We start from the raw sequence: 15,014 nt of genomic DNA, 5'->3' as shown, positions 1-15,014 counted from the left end.
GACTATAATCCGATTGTCTTATGGGTCAGATGCTTGGCGGTCCCGGTTCATTCCCGGTGATCATGACAGTTTCGCGTGAACCAGCAAGCTCTTGGAGGCGACTACTTGAAGGCCGGGGTGCTTCTTTGGACGGCTACTGTGGCGTGTCAGGAGGCCAACCCCGGGCGGACTTACCGGCCTGCCAGCTGCGGCCAGGATGTCTGTGGTTCTTGCATGACGCCTGATCTGCTCTTCGGAGCGGATCATGCGGCCGACGAGGGAGTTTAACGCCCACATGGGCCAGCTTACCCAAGATACCCGCCTCTGCGAGCTCAAGACGCCACTCGGCAAGGACGTTCTGGTTTTCGTCGGATACGAGGCTTCGGAAGGTCTCAGCGAGCTCTTTGAGTACCGTATCGAATGTCTCAGTGAGGACGCCGATCTCGACTTCGACCGCGCAATCGGTCAGCAGTGCACGCTGAAGATAAAGCTTCATGAGAACGAGCGCGAGTTCAGCGGCATTCTCACCGAAGCGCAATGGCTTGGGGTGAAGAACGACTATTTCAGCTACAGAATCGTGCTTCGGCCCTGGTTATGGCTGCTGTCGCGAACCACCGATTGCCGGATATTCCAGGACAAGAAGGCGCCCGACATCATCAAGGAGGTCTTCAACGATCGCGGCTTCACCGACTACGAGTCGAAGCTGACCGAGGAAGGTTCCTGTCCGAAGCTCGAATATTGCGTTCAGTACCGCGAGACCGATCTGAATTTCGTTTGCCGACTGATGGAACAGCACGGCATCTACTATTTCTTCAAGCACGAGGGCGGCAAGCACACGCTGGTATTGGCGGACTCAAAATCGTCGCATAGTCCGATCAACGGACTCGCCACGATCCCCTACATCCCGCTGACGGGCGCCGACCGGCGAAGCGAGCAGCACATCTACGAATGGGTCTCGGAGCGCCGGTTTCGGACCGGCAAGGTCGAGCTCAACGACTACAACTACCAGAAGCCCAATGCGCAGATGATCAGCGACGCCAAGGGCAACGAGAATTACACCCGCTCGGAGATGGAATATTACGACTATCCGGGCAAGTTCAAGGAAAAATCCGACGGCGAGCGCTACGCGAAGGTCCAGCTCCAGTCCGAGCAAGCCATGGACCGGCGGCGCCGCGGCAACGGTGATGCAGTCAGCCTGTTCCCCGGCGGACTGACCAAGCTCGAGAAGCATCACAAGGACTCGCAGAACGTCGAATATCTGGTGGTACGGGCCACCCATTCGTTCTCGATCGAATCGTACCGCACAGGTGGTCCCAGCGACGCCGGTCAGCACGTTTATTTCGGCAGCTACGAATTCCTGCCAAGCGACCGCCCGTTCCGGGCGCCGATGCTGACGCCGAAGCCAAGGATCAACGGCGTCCAGACCGCCAAGGTAGTGACCAAGGAGGACAATTCGAGCGAGGAGATCGACGTCGAAAACCTCGGCGAAATCTATGTCCGGTTCTTCTGGGACCGTAAGAAGAAGCGGTCATGCCGGTTGCGCGTCGCCCAGGTCTGGTCCGGCAAGAAATGGGGCGGTCAGATCATTCCACGCGTCGGGCAGGAAGTGGTCGTCGAATTTCTGGAAGGGGATCCCGACCGGCCCCTGATCGTCGGCACCGTCTATAACGATGAGTACAAGCTGCCCTACGACCTGCCGTCCAAGAAGACGATCGCGGGATTGAAATCGGATTCCACCAAGGGAGGCGGCGGCTACAACGAGTGGAACTTCGAGGACAAGAAGGGCTCCGAGAAGATCACGGTGCATGCCGAGAAGGACCATGACGTGACGGTCCGCGACACCGAGACGCGGACCATCGGCGAAGCCGCGATGGGCGGCGACACCCGCAAAACCACCCTCGTCAACGGCAACGACAAGCTCGATATCGAGTTGGGCGGTCAGCATATCACCATGACGATGGATCAGTCCGTCACCGCAGGCCTCACCATCACGCTCATGGCCAACGTCAACATCACGCTGCAGGTAGGCCCCAGCCAGATCATCCTGACGCCTGCGGGCATCGTCATCAACGCGCCGACCATCGCCATGACGGCGCAGGGCGCCATGGCGCTAGCAGCCGGGGGACCGCTGGGTGCCCACGGCCTGCCAACCCTTGTCGGCTGAGTGCTATGAGCCAGGTTCGGTTCGGTACCGTGCAGGATCTCTTCCAGGCCTATCCAATGGCGCGCCACGACGTCGGCAGGGCCGAGGCCGACAAGCCTTCACTCGACTTCCTCCAGGACGCCACCGATGCGCGCAATTGGCACGGGGCCGTCTCCTTCTGCGCTTATCTGCTGCCCCGGCGCGTCGCCGTTGCCTGGGGATGCCGCTCGTTACGACGGATGTTCGACCATTTCGATGCCAACGACGGCAGGTCGCTGAACTACGTGGAAACCTGGGTCAGGCAACCCGACGAGCAGTCCCGGAACAAGGCACTGGCCGTCGGCAACGCCAACGATCCCGACCAGCCGGCGACATGGCTGGCGCTGGCGGCCGGATGGTCTGGCGGAAGCGTGGTCCCGGCGGAATTTGCGCCGGTCGAAGCCAAGCCCGATCAAGCTGCGCGCGCGGTGCGCGCGGCCCTGCTGATCGCCCTTTGCCGGCTCCCCCGCGAGTCTCGGGACCGGATAATGACGGCATGCCTGGAGGATGGTATTCAGTTGGCACGCGGCGAACCGCGCTCTCCGCGCTAACGAGACGAAGAGATGGTGCTTCGCTTCAATATCGAGAACGAACCGAACCTTCCGGACGGTGGCCCTGTGTCATTTACGGTCACCGGCAGGCGCTCGGTCGATATTGGCCGTGACCGTCACCTCGATTGGACGTTGCCGGATCCGGCGCGGATGATCTCCGGAAAGCATTGCGAGGTGCATTTTCGCGAGGGCGGCTATTGGCTGCATGACGTCTCGACCAACGGCACTTTTCTCAATGGCGCCGACCAGCGAATTCGGGGACCGCACCGGCTGCGTGACGGCGACCGGCTCACCATTGGCCACTATATCATCGGGGTTTCACTGGAGGATGAGGCTGGCGGGCATCCGCCGGACCGCGAGGCACAGCAGCACGCTCCTCTCGCACAGCAACATGCCGACTATCAGGAATTGTGGGCGGCCGATCGCGACGTACCGCCGCCCATCGATCCGCAGCAATTGAAGAAACCGCGCGAGGCGGCGCGACCCGTCAATCCGGAGTTTCTGGATTGGGCGGCGAACGTCCCGTCGCCGGGTGTGGATCCCTTTCGACGTCTACCGCCGACGTCCCCGTACCAGCCTTCCGCGCAGGACGACATGAGCTGGGCCGACGGCCCGGTCGCGGCACCGAAAGACCCCATCGAACCGCCGCCCGCGATGCCGACCCCGCGCCGGCCCTCGGTGTGGGCCGATGCTGAAGCGGCGCCCGTCCAACCGCCGCCACCGCCATATGCCGAGCCGCCGCGCCCGGCGCAGGTGATGGACGAAGCGCCGGCGCCCGCCATGCCGGCCGGCGGCGCCGACTTCGCACGGCTCGTGGCACGCGCCGCCGGATTGCCCGACAATTTCTTTGCCAACAAGGCCGATGCCGAACTCGCCGAACAGCTTGGTAGCATCTTGCGCATGACCGTGGACAATCTGATGGCGCTGCTGCAGGCGAGAACTCAGGCCAAGCAGCTGACGCGTAGCACCAGCCAAACCACCGTTCAGGCGATTGAGAACAACCCGCTGAAATTCTCGCCGACCTCGGAAGATGCAATGCGGATTCTGTTCGGGCCGAAGACGCGGAGCTATCTCGACGCGCAACGCGCCTTTGCGCAGGGTTTCAGCGACCTCAAATCACATCAGTTGAAGACGTACATGGCGATGCAGCACGCCGTTCACGAGCTCATCGCCGGCATCGATCCGACCCTCATTGCGCGCGAGCTCGAGCTTCAGCGCGGCGCCAAATCCTGGCTCGGCTCGAACAAGAGCAAATTGTGGGATGAGTTCATGACGCGCTGGAAGGCGCATCTCGGCCGCGACAACAGCGCGCCGATCGATACCTTTATGCTGTATTTCTCCGACTATTACGACCGCTCCGACAAGAGCGGTGCAAAGTGAACTAGCGGCGGCCGTCCGGTCGCCGACATTGCTAAGTGGATGTAGGAATGTCTTGGTACAGCAAGGTTTTCTGGTCGGAAGGTCTGTTTCTGCGGCCGCACCATTTGCAGCAGAATGATCGCTATGTCGAGCACTTGCTGGAAAAGCGCGTTCGCTACACGACGCCTTATCCTTGGGGATTTGCCCAGATCGAGATCGACACGGACCTCACTGAACAGAGCAAATTCGCGGTGCGCAACGCCTCCGGCGTCATGCCGGATGGCACGCCATTCGACATCCCAGCGGACAGCCCGATCCCGGACGCGATCGAGGTGCCGGATTCTGCTGCCGGCCAGATCGTCTGGCTGATGATGCCCATCGCCGCACCGAACACCCGCGAAGTGGACGAGGATCGGACCGACAGCGCCAGCCGTTATGTACGCACTTCGGAGACTTTCATCGACTCGACCTCCACGCTGCGCATCGAGGAAGAGATCGACATCGCTTATCCGCGGTTGTCGTTCGAATTGCGCAAGACCAGCAAGCCAGGATACATGGGCCTCGGCATCGCGCGCATTCTGGAGGTGCGCGACAAGAACGTCCTGTTCGACGACAAGTTCGTGCCGCCGATGCTGGTCTGCGCCGCACATCCGATCATCGACGGCTGGCTCAATCGCATCATCGGCTGGGTCGAGACCAAGCTCGATGAGCTCGCACGCTACGCGGTCGATCCATCGTCCGGTGGCGGGTTGCAGAGCGTGGACTATCTGGTGCTGCAGGTCCTCAACCGCACCATTCCCGTGCTGACCCATTTCCAGCGCTCCGGAAGCGTCCATCCTGAGCGGCTGTACGAGGAGTTGCTGAGGTTCGCCGGTGAGCTTGCGACGTTTGCCACGTCGGAACGCCGTGCACGCAACTATCGGGCGTACGATCATGATGACCTCGAAAACATCTTCACCCCTCTGGTAAGCGACATCCAGGACTTCCTGAGCGCGCGGCTCGGCCGGCGGGCGATCCGCCTCGAGATCATCGAGCGTGCACAGAATGCATTCGTGTCGCCGATCCGCGATCGGGCGCTATTCCGGAATGCGACCTTGGTGCTCGAAGTTGCAGCACGGCGACCGCTCGTGGAAATCCAGAACGATTTCCCGCATTTGTTCAAGGTCGGCCCGAACACCAAGATGAACGAGATTGTGCACGCCAACCTGCCAGGGTTGACGTTGGTGCACTTGCCGACCCCGCCACCGCACATCAGGGCCATCACCGATCACGTCTATTTCTATCTCGATCGCAAGTCGCCGCTGTGGCCCGAGTTCAGCACGGCGGCATCGATCGGGATGCACTTCTCCGGCGACTGGCCGGAGCTTGAGCTGTACCTTTGGGCGATCCTGGAAGACAGGCCATGAGTGACAGGGACAAGCCGGTCAATCCTTTCGGTCGGGGCGAGCGGACGATCATCCGTCCCAATCCCGGCGGGAAGTTGCCACCGGCTCCTGCCGCCCAGCCGCCGGCGGGCGAGGGGCCTGTAGCACGCCCTGCCTATTCGCCGTCGCCTGTGCCGTCTCCCGGCGCGCCCGCGCCGTCGTCATCGTTTTCCCCGGTTCCGCAGGGCCCGAGCTACGCCGCCGCACCAACCAGCCATCCGTCGGAGGAATGGATTTCGAGCCCGGCGCAGTCCTCCGCGCAGCAAGCGATACTGCCGCCCGGACCGCCTTTACGCGTCGACGATCTAGTCGCGCCGAACGCCAATCCAGTGATGCGCGCCGCAGGGCCCTTGCTGCAACTGCTCGGCCGCTTGCGGGTGGCGCTCATGCGCGCATCATTCGCAAGTCTCATGGAACAGGTGGCCGATGCCATAAAATTCTTCGAGAAGGACATCCGTTCGGCGGGCATCTCCGAGCACCAGGCCAATACGGCGAAATATATCCTGTGCGCCACCGCCGACGATATCGTGCAGCATATCCCGACCGAGGAGCGCCACGTCTGGACGCAATACTCGATGTTGAGCCGGTTCTTCGGCGAGCGGGTGGGCGGTGTCCGCTTCTTCGAGATCCTCGACCATTTGAAGGTTGATCCGCTGGTCAATTATCCGGTGCTCGAATTGCAGCATGCCTGCCTCGCGCTCGGCTTCCAGGGCATTCACCGCACATCGACGGGTGGGCTTGCCAACCTCCAGGTGATTCAGCGCAACCTGTATGAAACGCTGCGCCGGGTCCGTCCCAAGACGATGAGCGATCTGTCCCCGAACTGGCGGGGGCAGGCGCTGGCGGCTCGACGGCAGCGCCTCCGTGTTCCGGTTTGGCTGGTAGCGGCCGTGGTTGCCGCGCTGCTGACGGGCTCTTATTTCGTCTTGCGCACACTGCTGGCCGGCCGGTCAGAGAATGCCGCCGAGGTGGCGCTGGCCCTGCATCCCACCGATCCGATCGAGCTCAAACGCAAGGTGATCGCGCCGCCACCACCGCCTCCGCCACCACAGCCGGACCGCATCACCCAGTTGCAGCGCATCCGCAACGCGCTCGCCAAGGAGAATACCGCCTGCGCCATGACCGCGGACCAGACCGCGAGCTTCATCGTGATCAGGGTCTGTGACCTCGCACTGTTCTCGTCGGGCCAGGCCACCATCCTCGACGGCTTCAAGCCGATTGCGGTTCGGGTCGCTGCAACCCTCGACAAGGAGCCGGGACGAATCCGGGTTGTCGGCCATACCGACAGTTCGCCGATCCGCACCGTGCGCTTCCCGTCGAACTTCGAATTGTCGGTCGAGCGCGCCAAGGCGGTCGCCGCGGCGCTGAAACCCGGCCTGACCGACGGTTCGCGTGTCGACGTCGAGGGCAAGGGCGCAGACGCACCGATCGCTCCCAATACGACACCTGAAGGACGCGCCAAGAACCGGCGTGTCGAAATCTTTATTGAACGCAGCGAATAGCTGCCACCACAGCCCACGCTGTTTGCGACAGGTACCGGTCAATGCTCGCCAAGGACATTATCCGCATCATTCTTTACGGAGTTGGGCTCAGCTCGCTCGGCTGCGTGATCTATTTCGCCGGTCCCTTCATCGCATTTGGCGACTGGCACCCGCTCGAGAACCACATTATCCGCCAGATCGCAATTCTGCTGCTCACCACGGCGGCGGCTGGCATCGGTGGCTTCAGCTACTTCAAGCGACGCAAAAACGCCGAGAAGATCGCTGACGGGATCAGCGCGTCCGATCAGCCTGTCAGCGACGAACCCGTGCTCAAAGAGCGCATGAAGGATGCGCTCGCGACGTTGAAGACCGCAAGCGGAAACAAGTCGGGCTACCTCTACGATCTGCCCTGGTACGTCATCATCGGGCCCCCCGGCGCTGGCAAGACCACAGCGCTGGTGAATTCCGGGCTCAAATTTCCGCTCGCGCGCGGGGCAACGCCGGCGGCGATCGCGGGAGTCGGCGGTACCCGCTACTGCGATTGGTGGTTTACCGAAGAGGCCGTGCTGATCGACACCGCCGGTCGCTACACGACCCAGGACTCCAACAGCAAGGCTGACAAGGAAAGCTGGCTGGCTTTTCTCGACATCCTGAAAAAGAGCAGGTCGCGCCAGCCGATCAACGGCGTTCTCGTCGCCATCAGTGTCGAGGATGTGCTGACGCTGCCGAAGCAGGAACTCGCGCTTCACGCCGACGCCGTCAGGATGCGCCTCCTCGAATTGCATCAGAGGCTCAAGGTCAGCTTCCCGGTCTATGCCCTCTTTACCAAGACCGATCTGGTTGCCGGCTTCACCGAATATTTCGCCTATCTCGGCGAGGCCGGTCGCCGTCAGGTCTGGGGCGCCACGTTCCAGACCGCCGACAAGACGCAGAATCTGGTGGGGCAGATTCCGGTCGAGTTTGACCGTCTGCTGGAGCGCCTGAGCGAGGAGACGCTCGATCGTCTGCAGGACGAACCGACGCCGCAACACCGCGTCCAATTGTTTGGCTTCCCCGCGCAGATGGCGCGCCTCAAGCCCCAGATCCACGACTTCCTCAACCAGATATTCGAGCCGACGCGCTATCACGTCAATGCGAACCTGCGCGGGTTCTACTTCACCTCGGGTACCCAGCAGGGAACGCCGATCGACCAGTTGATCGGGTCGCTTGCGCGCACGTTCGGTGCCGAGGAGGTCGGTTCCGGATCCTATTCAGGAACGGGCAAGAGCTACTTCCTTGCCGATCTCATTTCCAAAGTCATCATCGGTGAGGCTGACTGGGTCTCGACTGATCGTGCTGCGGTCCGCCGCGCGCTGATCATCAAGACCGCGGCGCTGTCCTTGATCGGCCTTGTCTCGATCGGGCTAATCGCGGCGTGGCTGACGAGCTACAAGCGCAATTCCGACCTGATCGAGCAGAGCCTGCAGGCGGACAACGAATATGCAGCCGCCGGGGCGCCGCTCATCAAGCAGACGCTGATCGATGACCACGATCTCGACAAAGTGTTGCCGCTGCTCTATCGGCTGCGCAACGCGCCCGCAGGCTACGGATTGCGCAACGAGGCGGTGCCCCTGTCGGCCCGCTACGGCCTCAGCCAGCGTGAACGCCTGCTGTCGCCCTCCAAGGCCGCCTATCACGCCGCGCTCGAACGCATGTTCCGGCCGCGCCTGCTGTATCGCCTGGAGGAGCAGCTCAATGCGCGCATCAACGAGCCCGCGTTCGTTTACGAGGCGCTCAAGGTCTACCTGATGCTCGGCGGCCTGCAGTCGCCGGACCGCGAGCTGATCCGCTCCTGGATGCAGCGCGACTGGCAGGACAACCTCTATCCCGGCGCAACCAACGCGGAGGGACGGCGCCTGCTCGATGAGAATCTCACCGCGATGTTCGACCTCGAGACGGAGCAGCCGCCGCTTGTCCAGCTTGACGGCCGGCTGATCAAGCAGGCGCAGAACTCGCTCGCGCGCCTCAGCGTGTCGCAGCGCGCCTACGAGTTCCTGAAATCCGAGGCGCGGTCATCAACCGCAGGCGACTGGATCGCCGCCCGGCGCGGTGGTCCCGATATGGCCATCGTGTTCGAAACCACGACGGGGCAGCCTCTGGACGCTGTGCGGGTGCCCCAGTTCTTTACGTATAACGGCTTCCAGCAAAACTTCGTCGCGAAACTGCCGGGATTGTCGGAGCGCATGAAGAAGGAGCGTTGGGTGCTGGGCGATGCCGGCCAGCAATCGGCCATCGACCAACAGTACGACAACCTCGCCGGCGACCTCTTGAACATTTATTCCAACGAATTTGTCACGACTTGGCGAACCGCATTGGGCAGCTTGCGTCTGAAGAAACTGCTCGCCGACAAGCCGAAATACGAGGTGCTGAGGGCTCTTTCCGCGCCAACCTCACCGATGCGGCAAATCCTGGAATCGGTGCGCGACGAGACGGTGCTGACCAAGGAGCGGCCGAAGCAGGCGAACGCAGCGGCGCCCGCTGCGGCCACGCCGGCACCGGCTCTTTTCACCAACGCCCAGGATGGACCGCCCGGGGCGACGATCGAAGCACAGTTCAAGCCCTATCATGCGGTGCTGGAAGGCGACAGCACGCACCGGCCGATCGACTCGACCATCGCCAACCTGAACGATATCGCGCAGAACCTGACGCTGATGATCGAGAATCCACAATTGACCGCGCAGGCGACCGCTTCGCTTCAGACCCAGGTCGCTGCCCTGCGCAATAATGCCTCCCGCATGCCGCCGCCGTTCTCCGACATGCTGCGCGCGGCGGCTGCGGAGTTTGAAGGCAACATCGCGGCCTCGACGGCCGGACAGATTCTGCAGACGTTGCGCGATCAGGTCACGCCGGTCTGCCAGCAGACGGTGACCAATCGCTACCCGTTCGTCCGCGGTAGCAATCAGGAAGTTCCGCTCGCCGACTTTGCCAAGGTGTTCAGTCCCAACGGCGTCATGGACAAGTTTTTCACCCAGTACCTCGCGCCTTACGCCGACACCTCGAAATCGGACTGGGCCTGGCGAAAGGAAAGTCCCGTCGGACGATCGTTCTCCCCCGACACGCTGAAGCAGTTCCAGAATGCGGCCTATATCCGTGATGCTTTCTTCCAGACCGGCGGCAGCGTGCCGGCAGTATCGTTCGCGATCCGGCCGCCGGGCGCATCCGGACCCGGCGTGACGGTGAAGACGGAGATCGGCGGTACTACAATCGTGAGTCCGACCACGCCGGGCGCGCCGACCGCGTCGTCGATGTTCGGCGGCGCGCAACCTCCACCGCCGCCACCGCAATCGCAAAGCAACCCACCGACCACCGTGCTCTGGCCGGGGCCATCGCCGCGGACCGCGATTTCGGTGAGCAACGATACCGGAGCGCCATCCATTCTCGAGCGCATCGGCCCCTGGTCGTTGTTCCGGATGCTGGAGGCGGGCTCTTTGGCTGTGAAGGCGGAAAGCGCCAGTGCGACTTTCATCGTTGCCGGGCGGGAGCTCAACTATCAGATTTCGACCGGATCGTTGCGCAATCCCCTGAACCTGTCCGTGCTCCGCGAGTTTCGTTGCCCGATCGGAATATGACCATGCGTTGCGGGCTATTCGGCAAGATCGGCGCCAAACGCGATTTCATCGCGATAGCAACGCCGCGCAGCTTCCTGGAAGCCTGGGAGCCGTGGGTGCAGGCCGGGTTGTCTGCAAGTCGCCATCAGCTTGGCTCGGGCTGGCAGCAGGCCTTCCTCACTGCGCCGGTGTGGCGCTTCTGGCTCGGCGCTGCGATCTGCGGCACCACGGTGACAGGGGCGATCATGCCTTCGCTCGATGGGGTGGGACGATACTATCCGTTGACGCTGCATGCGGTGAGCGACGAGATCGCCTTGTTGCCGCCGCCGGGCATCGACCCGCAGGATGAATGGTTCGCCAAGGCGGAGGCCTTTCTGCTCTCGACCCTGGATCGCGCCGCAACGTTCGAGCAGATCTCGGATTCGCTGGATCGTCTTGCGCTGCCGCGACTACAGCTATCGCCCTCCAATGGATCGGACGTGACCGCATTGGGCGCAACGGGGGTGGGAGCGCTTTCAGACGTCGGCGCGTTCGCCCAGTCGTTCACCGCGCTTGCTGCTGCAAATCCGCAGATCCATGCCGCTGCCAGTTTCTGGTGGACCGCCGGTGGAGAAGGCTTTCCGTCAATGGCGCTGGCTTGTCGCGGATTGCCGGATCCGTTTCACTATTCCGCACTGCTGACCGGCGATCTCGGCCGTACAGCATCCGGGACCGGGTGACACGCGATGGTGCAAGTCGCATCCTTGTTCGATGTTGGCAGCGTCACCCATGCTGGACGGGTGCGGACGCGCAACGAAGATTCCTGCCTGGTCCGGACCGATGTCGGCATGTGGGCGGTCGCAGACGGCATGGGGGGCCACGAGGCCGGCGATCTCGCGAGCCGCATCGTGGTGCAGTCGCTTGATGCAATAGGCATGACGGATTCCGCCGCAGACTTTCTGGCGGAGTGCGAGGAGCGGCTGTTCCGCGCGAACCAGCAGATACTGACGCTCAGCCGGGAACGGCAGGGCGCAACCGTCGGCACCACGGCGGCGGTTCTGCTCGTGCGCGACGGCTATTATGCCTGTATATGGGCAGGCGACAGCAGGGTGTACCTGATCAACCGCGGCGGCATCAACCAGGTGTCTCATGATCACAGCGAGCTGGAGGAACTGATTGCCGGCGGTGCGGTGTCGCGCGAGGACGTCAAGGACTGGCCGAGCAATGCGATCACCCGGGCCGTCGGCGTCGCCGACGATCCGGAGTTCGAGGTCGTGACAGGTCCGGCCGAGCCGGAAGATGTCTTTGTGATCTGCAGCGACGGCCTGACCAGGCATGTGCAGGACGACGAGATCCTGCAGTATGCAGCCACGCAGCGCGCGCAGGCGGCTTGCGATGATATGCTTGCTTTGGCTCTGGACCGAGGAGGGCTCGACAACGTGACGATCGTAGTGGTGCGGCTGCTGACGCCGCGCTCCTCGGAGCCAACGAGAACGCCGCTGGATCGGGAGCCGCAAGCATGAACTCCAACGATCCGTTCCGGTCGAACTACCGCAGTGTGCCACCCGGCACCCGGCTCAACGGTATCTACGAGATCGAAGCGGTGATCGGCGCAGGCGGGATGGGCGAGGTCTACAAGTGCCGTGAGATCCAGACCGGATCGCCGGTTGCGGTGAAGATGCTGTTGCCCGACATGGTCGAAAACGAGGCGGCGCTTGCGCTTTTCCGGCGCGAGGCGGCGGCACTCCACAATCTTCCGCACGATGCGATCGTTCGCTATTTCCTGTTCACGGTAGAGCCTGTCCTGCAGCGGCCATATCTCGCGATGGAGTTCGTGAACGGCCGCTCGCTGTCGAACATGCTGGACGAAGGCCCGTTGACCTTCGAGGCGCTCGTGAAGCTGATGCAGCGCGTCGCGTCCGGGCTGGATGCCGCCCACGAGCATGGCATCATCCATCGCGACGTCTCTCCGGACAACATTATCGTCCCGCTCGATGATGTGAGGCGCGCCAAGATCATCGATTTCGGTATCGCGCGATCGACCCAGATGGGTGACAAGACCATCATCGGCTCCGGCTTTGCCGGCAAGGACAATTACGCATCGCCGGAACAGGTCGGGCTGTACGGCAACGAGGTTACCGCCAAATCCGACGTCTACAGCTTTGGCCTCGTGCTGTTTCATGCGCTGACCGGACAGAAGCTCGACATGGGCGGGAGCCAGTTTCAGCTGGTTGAAAAGCGCCGGCGCGTACCCGATCTCGGTGCGGTAGACATGCGCATCAGGCCTTTGCTGGAGCGGATGCTGCAGCCCGATCCGGCGTTGCGTCCAACCATGGCGGAAGTCGCCAGCTGGACACCGACCGGTTTGGCTCGCACATCCACCGCGCCGTTGTCGGGCTTCGATCCGTTGGCGCGGCCCGAAAGTGCCGCGCAGGTGCGACAGGACAGGGCGCCGTCGAGCGCTCCAAGGCGGCGCGTCCCCTGGCTCGGTATGAGCGTGGCAGTGGTGCTGCTTGTGCTCGGCGGGAGCGGATATGCCTTATTCCAGCTGGTCCGGTCGGCGCCCGGCGTGCCGACTTTGCCGCCGCCGCCGAAGCTGTCGGGAACGATGTCGCCGACGAAGACTGAACCTCCGCCAAAGCCCGAACGTCAGGAGCCGGCGAAGCTGTCGCCACCGCCGACGGGGACACCCACTCAGCCCGGCGATGGGCCGGCTCGAGCCGACCGCATCCGCAAATACGTGGCCCAGTATTCCGGCGGCGACTGCTTCTTCATCTTGCCGGTTGCGGTTAGTCAAACCGCCGCGGTGATCGAAGGCTTCGGTGCTTCGACGGCTCCGTTTGATACGTTCGACAAAGCGTTCAGGCGGGAGCAGGGATTTGAGGCGTCGGTTGGTGTCAGGCAGGTGACCGAGGCGCAGTGCCCTGCCGTCAAGTTCCTCAGCCAGCTCGGGAGCGATCAGACGCGGGTGCCGCGCATCACCCTGTCGGCGACGGAGCTAAAGGGAGGCGAAACCCTCAATGGCACCATCGAGAACTTCGCGAACCGCGTAGTGGAGCTGCTCATGGTTTCGGACCGCGGCGAGGTGCAGAGCTTGTCCTATCTTTTGAAGCCGGGGATCGACTCGCTTTCGTTCACACTCCCGACACCGCGCGCGAACGGTCCGCAACTGCTTTTGGCTGTGGCCACGCCGCAAGTTCTTGACTCGTTGCGCCAGCCGCGACCGACAGCCGCTGATGCATTCTTCCTGCAGGCGTTGAGCGATTCCCAGCGGAACCATGTTGCGATCACCGCGGCGGCACGCTACGTGTTGCTCACGAACTGATCAGCGCGCTCAGAGCATGATCCGGGAAAGTTTGAAGCAGTTTTCCGCTGGGATCATGCTCAATCAATGAGCTAAAGCGCGATGGCAGTTCATCCCAATCTCATCGCGGTTTAGAATTGTCCGACCATCAGGATCTTCAGGTCGGTATCCGGTTTGAAGTCGCTTGCTGTATATTCAGGTGTGCGCCCCGCAGGCGATGCCTTGAGCCGACCCTGACAGAAGCTGACCAGGCGGTCGCTGCCGCCAGCGTCGATGGTCAGCTTGAACGATCGGATCGGACCTGCCCAATTCGCGCCGGTCTTGAGCACGTATGATATGCGCCGCTCCTGCAGCTTCGCGCTATTGGCCTGGCCGTCGCCTGCGCGCTTATCAAGCTCGGCGAGGAATGCATCCGTGACGCAATATTCCTTCCGATAACGCGCGACCTCCAGACCAAGCGCGCTGCTGCGGCGCAGGCTCGCGCGCAGGATAGTGTCTGCGCTAGAGCCGACGCTCGGCCGGTACTGATGTTCAACGACGACGGTGCGCGCGGGCGGGAACACTTGCTGACGAACGGCGGAGGTCCTGGTGACCCAGCCGGGCGCATATTGCTGCCGACCGTTGTCGCTCATGCCGGCAGGCATCAAGAGCCCGTCGTCCACCAGCCGCGTCCGGGTTGTTGCGGGCAGGTCGGCCACCCGGATCTCCCGGCTGCCGATGGGCAGCAGCGGCAGCTTGAACTGGCGGAGTTGAGCGCTGACATCCTTGTCGCCAATCATGGCGCGCTGATCGATAGTCAGTGGCGCCGGGCTGCCGTCGACCTTGGTCTCAAAGTCGACGAAGTTCACCGGGTCGTTCGACGGCAGGGCAATATTGTCGGCTTCCGAGAGGTCGATGTCAGGCAGCGGAAAGGCCACAGTCAGCGTAACCGGCTTGTTGGTGATGTTGGCGAACTGATAGCGAACGCTGACCTTGTCGAGCGCGATACGCAGATCCTCGCTCTCCATAGCCACATCGTTGGTGTGAACGAACTGCAGTCCGCCAATCGACAATTCGGCAGCCGAGTCGTTGGCCTGCGCCGGCCAGGTGGTTGCAACCATGAACGCGGCCATCAGGGCCCGTACCCGGAACGAAGGCCGGGGCGGCGGTTCATTCACCATGCTAGTCT

10 protein-coding genes are annotated in these 15,014 nt (G+C 62.7%); 9 read left to right on the top strand and 1 reads right to left on the bottom strand.

Going from position 1 to position 15,014, the window contains the following annotated elements; all coding sequences use genetic code 11:
- Positions 1-274: 274 nt before the first annotated feature.
- Genes V1280_RS16175 through V1280_RS16135 form a run of 9 tightly spaced genes read left to right on the top strand, consistent with a single transcriptional unit; the run spans position 275 to position 13,867 of the window.
- Positions 275-2,143: a type VI secretion system Vgr family protein gene (locus V1280_RS16175; protein ID WP_334538321.1), complete on the top strand. Its 1,869-nt coding sequence runs from the start codon at positions 275-277 to the stop codon at positions 2,141-2,143.
- 5 nt (positions 2,144-2,148) lie between these two features.
- Complete coding sequence (locus tag V1280_RS16170; protein ID WP_334525744.1) at positions 2,149-2,712, top strand: DUF6931 family protein; 564 nt, start codon at positions 2,149-2,151, stop codon at positions 2,710-2,712.
- A gap of 12 nt (positions 2,713-2,724) precedes the next feature.
- Positions 2,725-4,092, top strand: a complete 1,368-nt coding sequence (gene tagH / locus V1280_RS16165) for a type VI secretion system-associated FHA domain protein TagH (RefSeq protein WP_334525742.1) — start codon at positions 2,725-2,727, stop codon at positions 4,090-4,092.
- 47 nt (positions 4,093-4,139) lie between these two features.
- On the top strand, positions 4,140-5,477 hold the full coding sequence (gene tssK, locus V1280_RS16160; RefSeq protein ID WP_334525739.1) for a type VI secretion system baseplate subunit TssK: 1,338 nt from the start codon (positions 4,140-4,142) through the stop codon (positions 5,475-5,477).
- Positions 5,474-6,997 carry a type VI secretion system protein TssL, long form gene (tssL, locus tag V1280_RS16155; RefSeq protein WP_334525736.1) on the top strand — a complete coding sequence of 508 codons (1,524 nt, stop codon included), beginning with the start codon at positions 5,474-5,476 and terminating at the stop codon, positions 6,995-6,997. Before tssK ends, tssL begins: the two co-directional genes overlap by 4 nt.
- 41 nt (positions 6,998-7,038) lie before the next feature.
- Entirely contained in the window at positions 7,039-10,584 is a 3,546-nt protein-coding gene (tssM, locus tag V1280_RS16150) for a type VI secretion system membrane subunit TssM (protein ID WP_334525733.1), read from the top strand.
- Positions 10,581-11,282 carry a type VI secretion system-associated protein TagF gene (tagF, locus tag V1280_RS16145; RefSeq protein ID WP_334525731.1) on the top strand — a complete coding sequence of 234 codons (702 nt, stop codon included), beginning with the start codon at positions 10,581-10,583 and terminating at the stop codon, positions 11,280-11,282. Before tssM ends, tagF begins: the two co-directional genes overlap by 4 nt.
- 6 nt (positions 11,283-11,288) lie before the next feature.
- Positions 11,289-12,065, top strand: a complete 777-nt coding sequence (locus V1280_RS16140; RefSeq protein ID WP_334525728.1) for a PP2C family protein-serine/threonine phosphatase — start codon at positions 11,289-11,291, stop codon at positions 12,063-12,065.
- Positions 12,062-13,867, top strand: a complete 1,806-nt coding sequence (locus V1280_RS16135) for a serine/threonine-protein kinase (RefSeq protein ID WP_334525725.1) — start codon at positions 12,062-12,064, stop codon at positions 13,865-13,867. The genes V1280_RS16140 and V1280_RS16135 overlap by 4 nt, the downstream gene beginning before the upstream one ends.
- Positions 13,868-13,977: 110 nt before the next feature.
- Here the strand turns inward: V1280_RS16135 and V1280_RS16130 are convergent, their stop codons facing one another.
- The gene (locus V1280_RS16130; protein WP_246208125.1) at positions 13,978-15,006 is read right to left on the bottom strand and encodes a DUF4424 domain-containing protein; all 1,029 of its coding nucleotides are present in this window, start codon (positions 15,004-15,006) and stop codon (positions 13,978-13,980) included.
- Positions 15,007-15,014: the final 8 nt, after the last annotated feature.

This window comes from Bradyrhizobium sp. AZCC 2230, assembly GCF_036924495.1.
In the GTDB taxonomy this organism is placed as follows: Bacteria; Pseudomonadota; Alphaproteobacteria; order Rhizobiales; family Xanthobacteraceae; genus Bradyrhizobium; species Bradyrhizobium rifense.
The sequence above is the reverse complement of the archived record's forward strand: the minus strand, read 5'-3'. Positions and strand labels throughout refer to the sequence as shown.

What these genes read in the sequence shown, in the direction of transcription:
- tssL (WP_334525736.1), top strand. Translation starts at nt 5,474, where the DNA reads ATGAGTGACAGGGACAAGCCGGTCAATCCTTTCGGTCGGGGCGAGCGG.
- V1280_RS16170 (WP_334525744.1), top strand. Translation starts at nt 2,149, where the DNA reads ATGAGCCAGGTTCGGTTCGGTACCGTGCAGGATCTCTTCCAGGCCTAT.
- V1280_RS16135 (WP_334525725.1), top strand. Translation starts at nt 12,062, where the DNA reads ATGAACTCCAACGATCCGTTCCGGTCGAACTACCGCAGTGTGCCACCC.
- V1280_RS16175 (WP_334538321.1), top strand. Translation starts at nt 275, where the DNA reads ATGGGCCAGCTTACCCAAGATACCCGCCTCTGCGAGCTCAAGACGCCA.
- V1280_RS16140 (WP_334525728.1), top strand. Translation starts at nt 11,289, where the DNA reads ATGGTGCAAGTCGCATCCTTGTTCGATGTTGGCAGCGTCACCCATGCT.
- V1280_RS16130 (WP_246208125.1), bottom strand. Translation starts at nt 15,006, where the DNA reads ATGGTGAATGAACCGCCGCCCCGGCCTTCGTTCCGGGTACGGGCCCTG.
- tagF (WP_334525731.1), top strand. Translation starts at nt 10,581, where the DNA reads ATGACCATGCGTTGCGGGCTATTCGGCAAGATCGGCGCCAAACGCGAT.
- tssK (WP_334525739.1), top strand. Translation starts at nt 4,140, where the DNA reads ATGTCTTGGTACAGCAAGGTTTTCTGGTCGGAAGGTCTGTTTCTGCGG.
- tssM (WP_334525733.1), top strand. Translation starts at nt 7,039, where the DNA reads ATGCTCGCCAAGGACATTATCCGCATCATTCTTTACGGAGTTGGGCTC.
- tagH (WP_334525742.1), top strand. Translation starts at nt 2,725, where the DNA reads ATGGTGCTTCGCTTCAATATCGAGAACGAACCGAACCTTCCGGACGGT.